We start from the raw sequence: 14,224 nt of genomic DNA, 5'->3' as shown, positions 1-14,224 counted from the left end.
TAACGGTCCAGGGGAACGGGGGCGTACCGGCGTTCGAACTGTGACGGTCGTGTGGCGGGTGACCGAGGCGTACTGTCGATGGTGCGACAATCTGGTTACGCTGCGCGAACTGTCCCGACGGGAGGTACGGATGGGTCGTCCAGGCACGCGGAGACTGGCGGTTCTGGCGGTTTCGGCCGCCATGGTGACGGTGGGTGCCGCGGCGCCGCCCGGCCCGAAGACGAGCGGACCGGACGGCAAGACCCCCGTGGCCGTGGGCTACGGCGGTGCCGTGGCCAGCGTCGACAAGGACGCCACGGCCGCCGGCATCGAGGTACTCGAGCACGGCGGGAACGCCGTCGACGCGGCCGTCGCCACCGCCGCCGCTCTCGGCGTCACCGAGCCCTACTCGGCCGGTGTGGGCGGGGGCGGCTACTTCGTCTACTACGACGCCACAACGCGCACGGTACACACCATCGACGGCCGGGAGACCGCCCCGCTGTCCGCCGGCTCCGACCTGTTCCTGGAGAACGGCAAACCCCTCTCCTTCGACGACGCCGTCAGCAGCGGCCTCGCTGTCGGCACCCCGGGCACGCCCGCCACCTGGCAGACGGCCCTGGACCGGTGGGGCAGCAGGAAGCTCGCCTCGGTCCTCCGGCCCGCCGAGCGGCTCGCCCGCGACGGGTTCACCGTGGACGACACCTTCCGCTCCCAGACCGCCGCCAACGCGACCCGGTTCCGCTACTTCCCGGACACCGCCAAGCTGTTCCTGCCGGGCGGCGAACCGCCCGCCGTCGGTTCCACCTTCAAGAACCCGGACCTGGCCCGCACCTACGAGGAGCTGGCGACGAAGGGCACGGGCGCGATCTACCACGGCGGCATAGGCGACGACATCGTCAAGACGGTCGAACACCCGCGCGTGGACCCCGCCTCCGGCTGGAAGGCCCGTCCCGGCAAGCTGGCCGAGAAGGACCTCGCCGTCTACCGGGCCAAGGAGCAGGCGCCCACCAGGACGTCGTACCGCGGCCTGAACGTCTACTCCATCGCTCCGTCCTCCTCGGGCGGCACCACGGTCGGCGAGGCGCTCAACATCCTGGAGGGTTCCGACCTGTCCAGGATGAGCGAGGCGCAGTACCTGCACCACTTCATCGAGGCCAGCCGGATCGCCTTCGCCGACCGCGGACGCTGGGTCGGCGACCCCGCCTTCGAGAAGGTCCCCACCAGGCAGCTGCTGTCGCAGCGGTTCGCCGACTCGCGGGCCTGCCTCATCAAGGACGACGCGGTCCTGACCAGCCCGCTCGCCCCCGGCGACCCGTACCACCCCGCGCCGTGCGACAAGGGCGGCAAGGCGGCCCCGACGACGTACGAGGGCCAGAACACGACCCATCTGACGGTGGCCGACAAGTGGGGCAACGTCGTCTCGTACACCCTCACCATCGAGCAGACCGGCGGCAGCGCGATGACCGTGCCCGGCCGGGGCTTCCTGCTCAACAACGAGCTGACGGACTTCTCCTTCGCCCCGGCCGACCCGAACGTGCCCGACCCGAACCTGCCGGGCCCGGGCAAGCGGCCGCGCTCGTCCATCTCGCCGACCATCGTCCTGGACGGGCACAACCGGCCCGTGGTGGCGCTCGGTTCGCCGGGCGGCGCGACCATCATCACCACCGTCCTCCAGACCCTGACCGAGTTCCTCGACCGGCGGCTGCCGCTCGTCGACGCGATCGCCGCCCCCCGCGCCAGCCAGCGCAACGCGGCCCGGACGGAGCTCGAACCCGCCCTGTACGACAGCCCGTTGCGGGGGCAGCTGGAGGCCATCGGGCACCGATTCAGCCGCAACCCGGAGATCGGCGCCGCGACCGGCGTCCAGCGGCTGCCGGACGGCAGATGGCTGGCCGCCGCCGAGAAGGTCCGACGCGGCGGGGGCTCGGCGATGGTGGTGAGACCGGCGCCGTGACGCGCGTCCCGGGTGCCGGGGGCGAGCCGCCCGCGGCACCCGGGACCACTCAGCCCATCGGGTCGCGGGGTGGCGCGGGCCGGGCCTCGGGCGCGGCGGGCGCCGGCGGCTCGGACGTGCGGAAGTCCAGCCGCCCGTCCGCCACGTCCACGGTGACCCGGCCGCCCTCGGAGATCGTGCCGTTCAGCAGCAGCCGGGACAGCCGGTTGTCCACCTCGCGCTGGATGGTGCGGCGCAACGGGCGGGCGCCGTACTCCGGCTGGTAGCCCCGCTCGGCGAGCCAGTCGACGGCCGCGTCCGTGAACTCCACCGAGACGCCCTGGCCGTCCAGCAGCCGCCGGGTGCTCTCCAGCAGCAGGTCGGTGATCCGCCGCAGCTGCTCGCCGGTCAGCTGGCGGAAGACCACGATCTCGTCGATCCGGTTGAGGAACTCCGGCCGGAAGTGCTCGCGCAGCGGCCGCAGGATCTGCTCGCGCCGCGCCTCCTCGTCGGCCTCGGCGCCGCCCGGACCGAACCCGATCCCCGCGCCGCGCCGGGTGATCGCCTCGGAGCCCAGGTTGCTGGTCATCACGACGACCGTGTTGGTGAAGTCCACCGTGCGGCCCTGGGAGTCGGTCAGCCGGCCGTCGTCCAGCACCTGGAGCAGGATGTTGAAGACGTCCGGGTGCGCCTTCTCCACCTCGTCGAGCAGCAGCAGCGAGTACGGGTGCCGGCGCACCACCTCGGTGAGCTGACCGGCCTCCTCGTGCCCGACGTACCCGGGCGGGGCGCCGACCAGCCGGGAGACGGTGTGCCGCTCCTGGTACTCGCTCATGTCCAGGCGGACCATGCGGTCCTCGCTGCCGAACAGGGCCTCGGCGAGCGCGCGGGCCAGCTCGGTCTTGCCGACGCCGGTCGGGCCGAGGAAGAGGAAGCTGCCGATGGGCCGGCGGGGGCTGGCGAGCCCGGCGCGCGAGCGCAGCACCGCCTCGGCGACCACGGCGACGGCCTCCTCCTGGCCGACCACCCGCTGGTGCAGGTGCTCCTCCAGGCCGAGCAGCCGTTCCTTCTCCTCCTGGGTGAGGCGGCTGACCGGGATGCCGGTCTGCCGGGACACCACCTCGGCGATGGACTCGGCCGTCACCTCCAGCTGGCCCTCGTCGGCCTGCCCGTCGCCGCTGGTCTCGGTGATGCGCTGCTTCAGCTCCGCGATCCGGTCGCGCAGCCGCTTGGCCTCCTCGTAGTCCTCGTCGGCGACCGCCTGGTCCTTGTCCCGGACCAGCTGGTCCACCTCGCGCTCCATCGCCCGCACATCGGTGCCCTTGGTGCGGGCGCCGAGCCGGACCCGGGCGCCGGCCTGGTCGATCAGGTCGATCGCCTTGTCCGGCAGCCGCCGGTCGGTGAGGTACCGGTCGGACAGCTCCACGGCGGCGAGCAGCGCCTCGTCGGTGTAGCGGACCTGGTGATGGGCCTCGTAGCGGTCGCGCAGCCCGCGCAGGATCTCGATGGTGTCCTGCACGGTCGGCTCGGGCACCAGCACCGGCTGGAAGCGGCGGGCCAGCGCCGCGTCCTTCTCGATCCGGCGGAACTCCTCCAGGGTGGTGGCGCCCACGATGTGCAGCTCGCCCCGGGCGAGCGCGGGCTTGAGGATGTTGCCCGCGTCCATCGCGCCGCCCTCGCCGCCGGAGCCCGCGCCGACGACGGTGTGCAGCTCGTCGATGAACACGATCAGCCGGTCGGAGTTGGCGCGGATCTCCTCCACGATGTTGTTCAGGCGCTCCTCGAAGTCGCCCCGGTAGCGGGTGCCGGCCACCACCCCGGTGAGGTCCAGGGCGACGACCCGCCGACCGGCGAGCACGTCCGGCACGTCGCCGTCGGCGATCCGCTGCGCGAGGCCCTCCACGATGGCCGTCTTGCCGACGCCCGCGTCGCCGATCAGCACCGGGTTGTTCTTGCCGCGCCGGGACAGCACCTCGACGGTCTGCTCGATCTCGGTGTCCCGGCCGATCACCGGGTCGACCCGGCCCTGCCGGGCGAGGTCGGTCAGATCACGGCCGTACTTGTCCAGGGTGGGCGTGTTGGTGGGCCGCTGCCGCTCCACCCGGACCTGGCCGGTGCTCTCCGGGGGCTCCGGGGGCAGCGCGCCCGCCGGGAACCGGGCCGCGTGCAGGATGTGCCCGGCGGCCGAGTCCGGGTTCGAGGCCAGCGCGCTGAGCACGTGCTCGGGGCCGATGTACCCGGCACCGCTGGAGCGCGCCATGTCGTGCGCGTCCAGCAGGGCCCGCTTCACCGCGGGGGTCAGGGACAGGGAGGTCGGCGGCGGCACCTCGCCCGGCGGGTGCTGCACCGGGCCCGCCCGGTCGTCGATCTCGGTGGCGAGCGAGTCGGGGTCGGCACCGGCCCGGCTCAGCAGGCTGCGGGTGGGCTCGGTGGCCACGGCGGCGCGCAGCAGATGCTGGGTGTCAAGGTCCCGGCTGCCGTGCTCGGCGGCGTACTGGGCGGCTCCTCTGACCAGCTCCCGCGCAGGCTGGCTGAGCAGCCGGCCGATGTCGATGTGGCGCGGGCCGGGGGCTCCGCCGGCGGCGCCGCTGAAGAAGCGGGCGAGGAATTCGCCGAAGGGGTCAGGAGGGTAGCCGTTGGTCATGGCGATGCTTTCCTTCGCTGACGGTGGCTCCGCCGGGTAACCGGGGTGGGGGGTGCTCATGCCCACGATGGCATGAAGTCCTGGGGCGGGCATGTTCGCCCGGACGCCCGGAAGCGGCCCCCGGGCGGCACCGCGGCCCCGCGCTCGTACGGCGGTCCCGCACTCCGGCCCGCGTGCCGCGCGGCGTGGTGACCACTCCTGCCGCCCGCCGCGAAGGGCGGGTGCGCCGTGGCCGGGCCGGACCTCCGGCGCGCTGTCGCGGCCGTGGGCTGTGGGCTTCGCCGGCGGTACCGAACCGCCCCGCCGGTATGTCAAGGGGGACAGGCGGTATACGGGGAACAGACGGCGGCGGGCACAATGGACGCATGGTGCGCACCCCTCTCACCCCCGAAGAACGCGACCGCGGCGAGCGGCTCGGGCGGCTGCTGCGTGCCGCCCGTGGCGACCGGAGCATGGTCGAGGTCGCCGCCGCGGCGGGCGTCTCGGCCGAGACGCTGCGGAAGATCGAGACGGGGCGGGCGCCGACCCCCGCGTTCTTCACCGTGGCCGCCGTGGCCGCGGTGCTCGGCCTGTCCATGGACGACCTGGCCGCACACTGCGTCCTGGCCGCCGCCTGAGGGGCGCGCGCCCGCTCACCCACAGGAGTGCGAAACAGGATCGACTCCGCGGCTTGACGGCAATGGTCTTGGCAAGGGGCGCCAAGAGGCTTACGTTCGTGCCTCTACGGCCTGCTCTACGGGCGTAGAGGCTCTGACGTCGTGTCGAAGGAGCAGCTCATGGCCAACGTCGTCCGCGCCGCTCTGGTCCAGGCCACCTGGACCGGCGACACCGAGTCCATGGTGGCGAAACACGAGGAGCACGCCCGCGAGGCGGCCCGCCGGGGCGCGGGGATCATCGGGTTCCAGGAGGTCTTCAACGCCCCCTACTTCTGCCAGGTCCAGGAGCCGGAGCACTACCGCTGGGCCGAGCCGGTGCCGGACGGCCCCACCGTCACCCGGATGGCGCAGCTCGCGCGCGAGACCGGCATGGTGATCGTCGCCCCGGTGTTCGAGGTCGAGCAGTCCGGCTTCTACTACAACACCGCCGCCGTGATCGACGCGGACGGCACCTACCTCGGCAAGTACCGCAAGCACCACATCCCCCAGCTCAAGGGCTTCTGGGAGAAGTACTACTTCAAACCCGGCAACCTGGGCTGGCCGGTCTTCGACACCGCCGTCGGCAAGGTCGGCGTGTACATCTGCTACGACCGCCACTTCCCGGAGGGCTGGCGACAACTGGGCCTCGCCGGAGCCCAGTTGGTATACAACCCGTCGGCCACCCACCGGAGCCTGTCCAGCCACCTGTGGCAGCTGGAGCAGCCCGCCGCGGCCGTCGCCAACGAGTACTTCATCGCCGCCATCAACCGGGTCGGCCGCGAGGAGTACGGCGACAACGACTTCTACGGGACCTCCTACTTCGTGGACCCGCGCGGCCGGTTCGTCGGCGACACCGCGGGCGACAAGGCCGACGAACTCCTCGTCCGCGACCTCGACTTCGGTCTGATCGACGACGTGCGGCAGCAGTGGGCCTTCTACCGCGACCGCCGTCCCGACGCCTACGAAGGGCTGGTGCAGCCGTGAGCGACCTCTACTCCCGTCACCGCAGGGTCATGCCCGACTGGCTCGCCCTCTACTACGACGACCCCATCGAGATCACGCACGGCGAGGGCCGTCACGTCTGGGACTCCGACGGCCGCCGCTACCTGGACTTCTTCGGCGGCATCCTCACCACCATGACCGCGCACGCGCTGCCCGAGGTGACCAAGGCGGTCAGCGAGCAGGCCGGGCGCATCGTGCACTCCTCGACGCTCTACCTCAACCGGCCGATGGTCGAACTCGCCGAGCGCGTCGCCCAGGTGAGCGGCATCCCGGACGCCCGCGTCTTCTTCACCACCTCCGGCACCGAGGCCAACGACGCCGCCCTGCTGCTCGCCACGACCTACCGGCGCAGCAACACCGTCCTCGCCATGCGCAACAGCTACCACGGCCGTTCCTTCTCCACCGTCGGCATCACCGGCAACCGCACCTGGTCGCCGACCTCCCTGTCGCCGCTGCAGACCCTGTACGTGCACGGCGGCGTCCGCACCCGGGGCCCCTTCGCCCACCTGGACGACCGCGCCTTCATCGACGCGTGCGTGGCCGACCTGAAGGACGTCCTCGGGCACACCCGCCCGCCCGCCGCGCTGATCGCGGAACCCGTCCAGGGCGTCGGCGGATTCACCTCGCCGCCCGACGGGCTGTACGCGGCATTCCGTGAACTGCTGCGCGCGCACGGCATCCTGTGGATCTCCGACGAGGTGCAGACCGGCTGGGGCCGCACCGGAGACCACTTCTGGGGCTGGCAGGCCCACGGCCGCAGCGGCCCGCCCGACATCGTCACCTTCGCCAAGGGCATCGGCAACGGCATGTCCATCGGCGGTGTCATCGCCCGCCCCGAGATCATGAACTGCCTGGACGCCAACAGCATCTCCACCTTCGGCGGCACCCAGATCACCATGGCCGCCGGCCTCGCCAACCTCACCTACCTCCTCGAACACGACCTCCAGGGCAACGCCCGCCGGGTCGGCGGCCTGCTCATCGAGCGGCTGCGGGCCGTCGCCGCCCAGCTGCCCGGGGTGCGCGAGGTCCGCGGGCGCGGACTGATGATCGGCGTCGAGCTGGTGAAGCCGGGCACCGACGAGGCCGACCCGCAGGCGGCCGCCGCCGTCCTGGAGGCGGCTCGCGCCGGGGGACTGCTCATCGGCAAGGGCGGCGGCCACGACACCAGCGCCCTGCGTATCGCCCCGCCGCTGTCGCTGACCGTCGCCGAGGCCGAGGAGGGCGCCGCCATCCTCGAAAGCGCGCTGCGGAGCGCGTACTGACACCGAGGGGAACACCCGGCACCGCCGAGCACCAAGGGGAGACGGCCATGACCACGACCTGGGGACCCGGACCCGCCGCCCCGCCGGAGCCCGCCCTGTCCGTCCGCCAGGTGCTGACCCTGGAGCGGGTCCTGGCCGGCCGGCCCGAGGTGGTGGCGGGTGCCGGCGGCCTGGACCGGCCGGTGCGCTGGGTGCACGTGGCCGAGGCCGCCGACGTGGGCGTGATGCTCAGCGGCGGCGAGATGGTGCTCACCACCGGGGTGCTGCTGGCCGGCGACGAGGCCAAGCAGGCCGAGTACATCCGCTCCCTGCACCGCGCCGAGGCGGCCGCCGTGGTCCTCGGTCTCGGCCGGGCCTTCCCCACGCCGCCCGAGGTGATGCGCCGCGCCGCCGAACGCTGCGGGCTGCCCCTGGTCGTCCTGCACCGCCCCTTCCCCTTCGCCGAGCTGACCGAGGAGGTCCAGTCCCGGCTGCTGCGGCGCAAGTTCGCCGCCGTCAGCCTCTCCGAGACGGTCCGCACCGACCTCACCGCGCTGATCACGGCCGGCGCCCCGCTGCAACGGCTGCTGGACGAGGTCGCCCGGCACGGCGGCTGCCCGGTCGTCGTCACCAACCTCGCCCACCGCGTCCTCGCCACGGCCGGGGAGCGGTCCGCGGTGGACGACGTGCTGCGCGACTGGGAGCGCATCGCCCGGCAGACCGGTGGCGCCGGTGACGAGTGGATCCGCGCCGAACTCGGCGGGCGCGGCGAGCGCTGGGGCCGGCTGCTGCTGTGCGGCTACCGGGGCGATGCGGCCACCGGGCGGCTGCTCGCCGACCGCGCCGCCGAGGCCCTGGTCCTGCACCGCATGCTCGGCGGCGGCTCCGCGCACAGCTGGGAGGAGCAGTCCGCGCAGAGCCTGCTCACCGACCTCGTCTCCGGCGTCGTACCGGCGCGGCAACTGCTGCCACGGGCCCGCGCGGCCGGGCTGCCGGTCAATCTGCGCACCTTCGTGCCGCTCGTCGTCCCCGACGCCGAACCCGCCGTGCTCGACCGCATGCTGCGGGTGCTGGGCCTGGCCGGGCTGGCCGGCGAGCTGTCCGACGGGGTCACCGCCGTGCTGCTCAGCCTGCCCCGCGACCGGCCCGCCGAGACCCTGCTCACGCTCTTCGCGGCCCGGCTGCGCGAGGGGACCGGGCGACCGGACGCCGTGGTCGCCGCCGCGGACCCGCGCACCCTCTGGGACGAGGTGCCCGCCGGACTGCGCGAGGCCCGGCACGTGGCCGAGGCCGTCGCCGGTTCCGCCGCCGCCCTCGGCCTGCCGGCCGTGGTCCGCCTCAAGGACGTCCATCTGCGGGGCCTGGTCCGGCTGTTGCGCGACGACCCGCATGTGCAGTCCTTCGCCGAACGGGAGCTGGACGGACTGCTGTGCACGGCCGAGCCCGAACTGCTCGGCGTGCTGCGCACCTATCTCGCCACCGGCCGCAACAAGTCCCGCACCGCCCGGCTCCACCATGTCTCCCGGCCCGCGCTCTACCGCCGCCTGGAGGCCATACAGGACCGCCTCGGCGTCGACCTCGACGACTTCGAGCAGGCCGCCTCGGTGCACATCGCGCTTCTCGCGCATGACGCGCAACAACGCTGACACCTGAGATCACCTGGGAAAACGGCGGTGAAACATGGGCCCACGAAGACATGACACGGTGGCACGCCGACCGCCCGCGGACGTGACACGCTGCCCGTCGAACCGCGCCCGGCCGCTTCCTAGGCTCACCGGACACCCACCGAACGGAGGCTTCGATGAGCCGAGTGATCCGAGCCGCCCTCTTCCAGGCCGCCTGGACCGGCGACAAGGAGTCCATGATCCAGGTGCACGAGCAGGCCGTCCGCGACGCGGCCGCCCAGGGCGCCCAAGTCCTCTGCTTCCAGGAGCTGTTCTACGGCCCCTACTTCTGCCAGGTGCAGGACAAGGCGTTCTACGACTACGCCGAACGGATTCCCGACGGCCCGACCGTGCGGCGCTTCCAGTCCCTCGCCCGCGCCCTCGGCATCGTGCTGATCCTGCCGATGTACGAGGAGGAACAGCCGGGCGTCCTCTACAACACCGCGGCGGTGATCGACGCGGACGGCACGTACCTCGGCAAGTACCGCAAGACGCACATCCCCCAGGTGCGGGGGTTCTGGGAGAAGTTCTACTTCCGCCCGGGCAACAGCGGCTGGCCCGTCTTCGACACCGCCGTCGGCCGGATCGGCGTCTACATCTGCTACGACCGCCACTTCCCCGAGGGCTGGCGGGCCCTCGGCCTCGCCGGCGCCGAGATCGTCTTCAACCCCTCGGCCACCTCCCGGGGCCTGTCCCGCTACCTGTGGCAGCTGGAGCAGCCCGCGGCGGCCGTCGCCAACGAGTACTTCGTCGGCGCCATCAACCGGGTCGGCGTGGAGGACCTCGGCGACAACGACTTCTACGGCACCACGTACTTCGTGGACCCCGAGGCCCAGTACGTCGGCGAGGTCGCGGGCGACAAGGAGAACGAACTCGTCGTACGCGACCTGGACCTCGCCAAACTCCGCGAGGTCCGCGACCGCTGGCAGTTCTACCGGGACCGGGCGCCGGGCGCGTACACGCCGTTGACCGCGCCGTGACCGAAGCCGAGTGACCCAAGGAGCAGCATGAGCAGCCGTACCGTCATCCGCGGTGGTCTCGTCGTCACCGCGTCGGACGAGATCCACGCCGACGTCCTCGTCGAGGACGGCCGGATCGCCGCCCTGGCGGCGTCCGGCACCCCCGCTGCCGCCGCGTTCACCGCCGACCGCACCATCGACGCCACCGGGAAGTACGTCATCCCCGGCGGCGTCGACGGCCACACCCACATGGAGATGCCGTTCGGCGGCACCTACGCCTCCGACACCTTCGAGACCGGCACCCGCGCCGCCGCCTGGGGCGGCACGACCACGATCGTGGACTTCGCCATCCAGAGCGTCGGCCACTCCCTGCGCGAGGGCCTGGACGCCTGGCACGCCAAGGCCGAGGGCAACTGCGCGATCGACTACGCCTTCCACATGATCGTCTCCGATGTGCGCGAGGAGACGCTCAAGGAGATGGACCTCCTGGTCGAGGAGGGCGTGACCTCCTTCAAGCAGTTCATGGCCTATCCGGGGGTCTTCTACTCCGACGACGGCCAGATCCTGCGCGCCATGCAGCGGGCCGCCGGCAACGGCGGGCTGATCATGATGCACGCCGAGAACGGCATCGCCATCGACGTCCTCGTGGAACAGGCCCTCGCCCGCGGCGAGACCGACCCGCGCCACCACGGCGAGGTCCGCAAGGCACTGCTGGAGGCCGAGGCCACCCACCGCGCCATCCGGCTCGCCCAGGTCGCCGGCGCGCCGCTGTACGTCGTCCACGTCTCGGCGGCGGAGGCGCTCGCCGAGCTGGCGCGGGCCCGGGACGACGGTCTGAACGTGTTCGGCGAGACCTGCCCGCAGTACCTGTTCCTGTCCACCGACAACCTCGCCGAGCCCGGCTTCGAGGGCGCCAAGTACGTGTGCTCGACGCCGCTGCGGCCCAGGGAGCACCAGGCGGCGCTGTGGCGGGGCCTGCGCACCAACGACCTCCAGGTGGTCTCCACCGACCACTGCCCGTTCTGCTTCACCGGCCAGAAGGAGCTGGGCCGCGGCGACTTCTCCAAGATCCCCAACGGCATGCCCGGCGTGGAGAACCGCATGGACCTGCTCCACCAGGCCGTCGTCGAGGGGCGCATCTCCCGCCGCCGCTGGATCGAGATCGCCTGCGCCACCCCGGCGCGGATGTTCGGCCTCTACCCGAAGAAGGGCACCATCGCCCCGGGCGCCGACGCCGACGTGGTGATCTACGACCCGCACGCCGAGCAGGTCATGTCCGCCGAGACCCACCACATGAACGTCGACTACTCGGCGTACGAGGGCAAGCGGACCACCGGCCGGGTGGAGACCGTCCTCTCGCGCGGCGTACCGGTCATCGACCAGCGGGAGTACACCGGGCACGCCGGACACGGCGTCTACACCCCGCGCTCCACCTGTCAGTACCTCAACTAGGAGTGGCGCCCATGGACTTCGGACTCGTCCTGCAGACCGACCCGCCGGCCTCCCGCGTCATCGACCTCATGCAACGGGCCGAGCAGAACGGCTTCACCCACGGCTGGACCTTCGACTCCGCCGTGCTGTGGCAGGAGCCGTTCGTGATCTACAGCCAGATCCTCGCCCGGACACGGAACCTGACGGTCGGGCCGATGGTCACCAACCCGTCCACCCGCACCCCGGAGGTCACCGCCTCCACCTTCGCCACCCTCAACGACATGTTCGGCAACCGCACCGTCTGCGGCATCGGCCGCGGCGACTCCGCGATGCGGGTGGCGGGCCGCCGGCCCAACACCCTCGCGCGGATCAGCGAGGCCATGAAGGTGATCCGCGCCCTCGGCCGCGGCGACGCTGCCGACCTCGGCGGCGGCACGACCGTGAAGTTCCCCTGGGTCCGGCCGGGCGCCCGGCTCCCCGTCTGGATGGCCGCGTACGGCCCCAAGGCGCTGAAGATGACCGGTGAGGAGGCCGACGGGTTCATCCTCCAGCTGGCCGACCTCTACCTCACCGAGTACATGGTGAAGGCCGTCAAGGACGCGGCCCGGGCGGCCGGGCGCGACCCCGCCGAGGTCAGCATCTGCGTTGCGGCCCCGGCGTACGTCACCGCCGACGACTCGCCGGAGGCCCTCGCCCACGCCCGCGCGCAGTGCCGCTGGTTCGGCGGCATGGTCGGCAACCACGTGGCCGACCTGGTCGGCAAGTACGGCGAGCACTCCGCCGAGGTGCCTGGCGAACTCACCGACTACATCAAGGCCCGGCAGGGCTACGACTACGCCCACCACGGGCGCAGTGGCAACCCGGACACCGAGTTCGTGCCCGACGAGATCGTGGACCGGTTCTGTCTGATCGGCCCGGCCGAACGGCACATCGAGAAGCTGAACGCCCTGCGCGCCCTCGGTGTCGACCAGTTCGCGCTGTACGACATGCACGACGCGCAGGAGGCCACCATCGACGCCTACGGCACGAAGGTGATCCCGGCCGTCAACTACTGAGCCTCCGACCCCCGTTCCTCCCTCCCGCCGATCCCCTCGGGGTCCGCCCCAACCCCCCACCCCTGGTCACCCCTCCCCGCCTCCCCGCGGGGAGGGGCTGGTGCCCGCACGGCCTCCACCGACCCACCTCGTTTCCGATTGGGGCCTGCCCATGACCGACACCGCTCCCGCCGGCATACCACCGTCGGCCCAAGTCACCCTTCCCGACGGCCGGGTGGAGATCGCCCCCGGCGCTCCGCAGCCCAGCGGCCGCTACGCCAACGAGGACCTGCTGCCGGTCCCGGTGGGCCGGCGGACGTGGACCACGTACAACTTCTCGGCGCTGTGGGTCGGCATGGCCCACAACACGGCCTCCTGGACGCTGGCCTCCGGTCTGATCGCCGTCGGCATGGACTGGAAGCAGGCGGTGTTCACCATCGCCGCCGCCAATCTGATCGTGCTGGTCCCGATGCTGCTGACCGGGCACGCGGGACCCAAGTACGGCATCCCCTTCCCCGTCTTCGCCCGCGCCTCCTTCGGGGTGCGCGGCGCCAACCTGCCCGCCGTCGTACGGGCGTTGGTGGCCTGCGGCTGGTTCGGCATCCAGACGTGGATCGGCGGGGAGGCCATCTACTTCCTCGCCGGGAAACTGATCGGCGGCGGCTGGTCCAACGCGGCGCACATCGGCGGACACGCCTGGACCATGTGGCTGTCGTTCGCGGTCTTCTGGGCGCTGCAAGTGGCCATCATTCACCGGGGGATGGAGACCATCCGCCGTTTCGAGAACTGGGCCGCGCCGTTCGTGCTGGTCGGCGCGTTCGTGATGCTGTGGTGGATGGCGAGCAGGGCGGGCGGTGTCGGCCCGCTGTTCGACCAGCCCTCCACGCTGAGCTGGGGCGGATCGTTCTGGAAGCTGTTCTGGCCGTCCCTGATGGGCATGATCGGGTTCTGGTCCACCCTGTCCCTGAACATCCCGGACTTCACCCGCTACGGCCGAAGCCAGCGCGCCCAGACCTGGGGCCAGGCGCTCGGCCTGCCCACCACCATGACCCTCTTCGCCTTCCTCTCCGTCCTGGTCACCTCCGGCTCCCAGGCGGTCTACGGCAAGCCCGTGTGGGACCCGGTGCAGCTGGCCGCGAAGACCGACAACCCGGTCGGCCTGCTCTACGCCCTGGTCACCGTCCTGGTGGCGACCCTCTCGGTGAACATCGCGGCCAACCTGGTCTCGCCGGCCTTCGACTTCTCCAACGTGGCGCCGCGGAAGGTGAGTTTCCGCGCCGGGGCGCTGATCACCGCGGTCCTCGCGGTGCTGATCTGCCCCTGGAAGCTCTACTCCGACCCGCAGGGCTACATCTTCACCTGGCTCGGCCTGGTCGGCGGGCTGCTCGGCACCGTCGCCGGCATCCTCGTCGCCGACTACTGGTTGCTGCGCCGCACCCGGCTGGACCTCGCCGACCTGTACCGCGCCGGCGGCCGCTACTGGTACGCGGGCGGCTGGAACTGGCGGGCGGTCGCCGCCTTCCTGGCCGGCGGTGTCCTCGCGATCGGCGGCGCCCGTCTGGAGCCGCTGTTCGACGGCCGTCCGATCCCCGCCCTCGCCCCGCTCGCCGACTACGGCTGGGCGGTCGGCCTGGGCACGTCGCTGGTGCTGTACCTGGCCCTGTCCCTGACGACCGGCGTCCGGCGGCGCACCACGGTCTGA

Annotated in this window: 10 protein-coding genes; 9 read left to right on the top strand and 1 reads right to left on the bottom strand. The window is 72.2% G+C overall.

Going from position 1 to position 14,224, the window contains the following annotated elements; all coding sequences use genetic code 11:
- Positions 1 to 130: 130 nt before the first annotated feature.
- Complete coding sequence (gene ggt, locus HZZ00_RS25940) at positions 131 to 1,933, top strand: gamma-glutamyltransferase (protein WP_180328714.1); 1,803 nt, start codon at positions 131 to 133, stop codon at positions 1,931 to 1,933.
- Positions 1,934 to 1,982: 49 nt separating this feature from the next.
- Here the strand turns inward: ggt and HZZ00_RS25935 are convergent, their stop codons facing one another.
- Complete coding sequence (locus tag HZZ00_RS25935; RefSeq protein ID WP_180328713.1) at positions 1,983 to 4,556, bottom strand: ATP-dependent Clp protease ATP-binding subunit; 2,574 nt, start codon at positions 4,554 to 4,556, stop codon at positions 1,983 to 1,985.
- Between the two features lie 365 nt (positions 4,557 to 4,921).
- Here HZZ00_RS25935 and HZZ00_RS25930 point away from each other — a divergent pair, with 365 nt between their 5' ends.
- The 8 genes from HZZ00_RS25930 (at position 4,922) to HZZ00_RS25895 (ending at position 14,224) form a co-directional block, all read left to right on the top strand.
- Complete coding sequence (locus HZZ00_RS25930) at positions 4,922 to 5,173, top strand: helix-turn-helix domain-containing protein (RefSeq protein ID WP_180328712.1); 252 nt, start codon at positions 4,922 to 4,924, stop codon at positions 5,171 to 5,173.
- Between the two features lie 159 nt (positions 5,174 to 5,332).
- The gene (locus tag HZZ00_RS25925) at positions 5,333 to 6,175 is read left to right on the top strand and encodes a nitrilase-related carbon-nitrogen hydrolase (protein WP_070022821.1); all 843 of its coding nucleotides are present in this window, start codon (positions 5,333 to 5,335) and stop codon (positions 6,173 to 6,175) included.
- Between the two features lie 29 nt (positions 6,176 to 6,204).
- Entirely contained in the window at positions 6,205 to 7,455 is a 1,251-nt protein-coding gene (locus tag HZZ00_RS25920) for an aspartate aminotransferase family protein (RefSeq protein ID WP_180333706.1), read from the top strand.
- Positions 7,456 to 7,502: 47 nt separating this feature from the next.
- Positions 7,503 to 9,080, top strand: a complete 1,578-nt coding sequence (locus HZZ00_RS25915; protein ID WP_180328711.1) for a PucR family transcriptional regulator — start codon at positions 7,503 to 7,505, stop codon at positions 9,078 to 9,080.
- A gap of 155 nt (positions 9,081 to 9,235) precedes the next feature.
- Positions 9,236 to 10,078, top strand: coding sequence for a nitrilase-related carbon-nitrogen hydrolase (locus HZZ00_RS25910; protein WP_180328710.1), 843 nt, complete (start codon positions 9,236 to 9,238; stop codon positions 10,076 to 10,078).
- 27 nt (positions 10,079 to 10,105) lie between these two features.
- Positions 10,106 to 11,509: a dihydropyrimidinase gene (gene hydA / locus HZZ00_RS25905; RefSeq protein ID WP_180328709.1), complete on the top strand. Its 1,404-nt coding sequence runs from the start codon at positions 10,106 to 10,108 to the stop codon at positions 11,507 to 11,509.
- Between the two features lie 11 nt (positions 11,510 to 11,520).
- On the top strand, positions 11,521 to 12,543 hold the full coding sequence (locus HZZ00_RS25900; RefSeq protein ID WP_180328708.1) for a TIGR03842 family LLM class F420-dependent oxidoreductase: 1,023 nt from the start codon (positions 11,521 to 11,523) through the stop codon (positions 12,541 to 12,543).
- Positions 12,544 to 12,694: 151 nt separating this feature from the next.
- Positions 12,695 to 14,224: an NCS1 family nucleobase:cation symporter-1 gene (locus HZZ00_RS25895; RefSeq protein ID WP_180328707.1), complete on the top strand. Its 1,530-nt coding sequence runs from the start codon at positions 12,695 to 12,697 to the stop codon at positions 14,222 to 14,224.

This window comes from Streptomyces sp. NEAU-sy36, from assembly GCF_013423905.1.
Taxonomy (GTDB): domain Bacteria; phylum Actinomycetota; class Actinomycetes; order Streptomycetales; family Streptomycetaceae; genus Streptomyces; species Streptomyces misionensis.
Note: the sequence above shows the minus strand (reverse complement) of the source record. Positions and strands in the feature narration are given on the sequence as shown.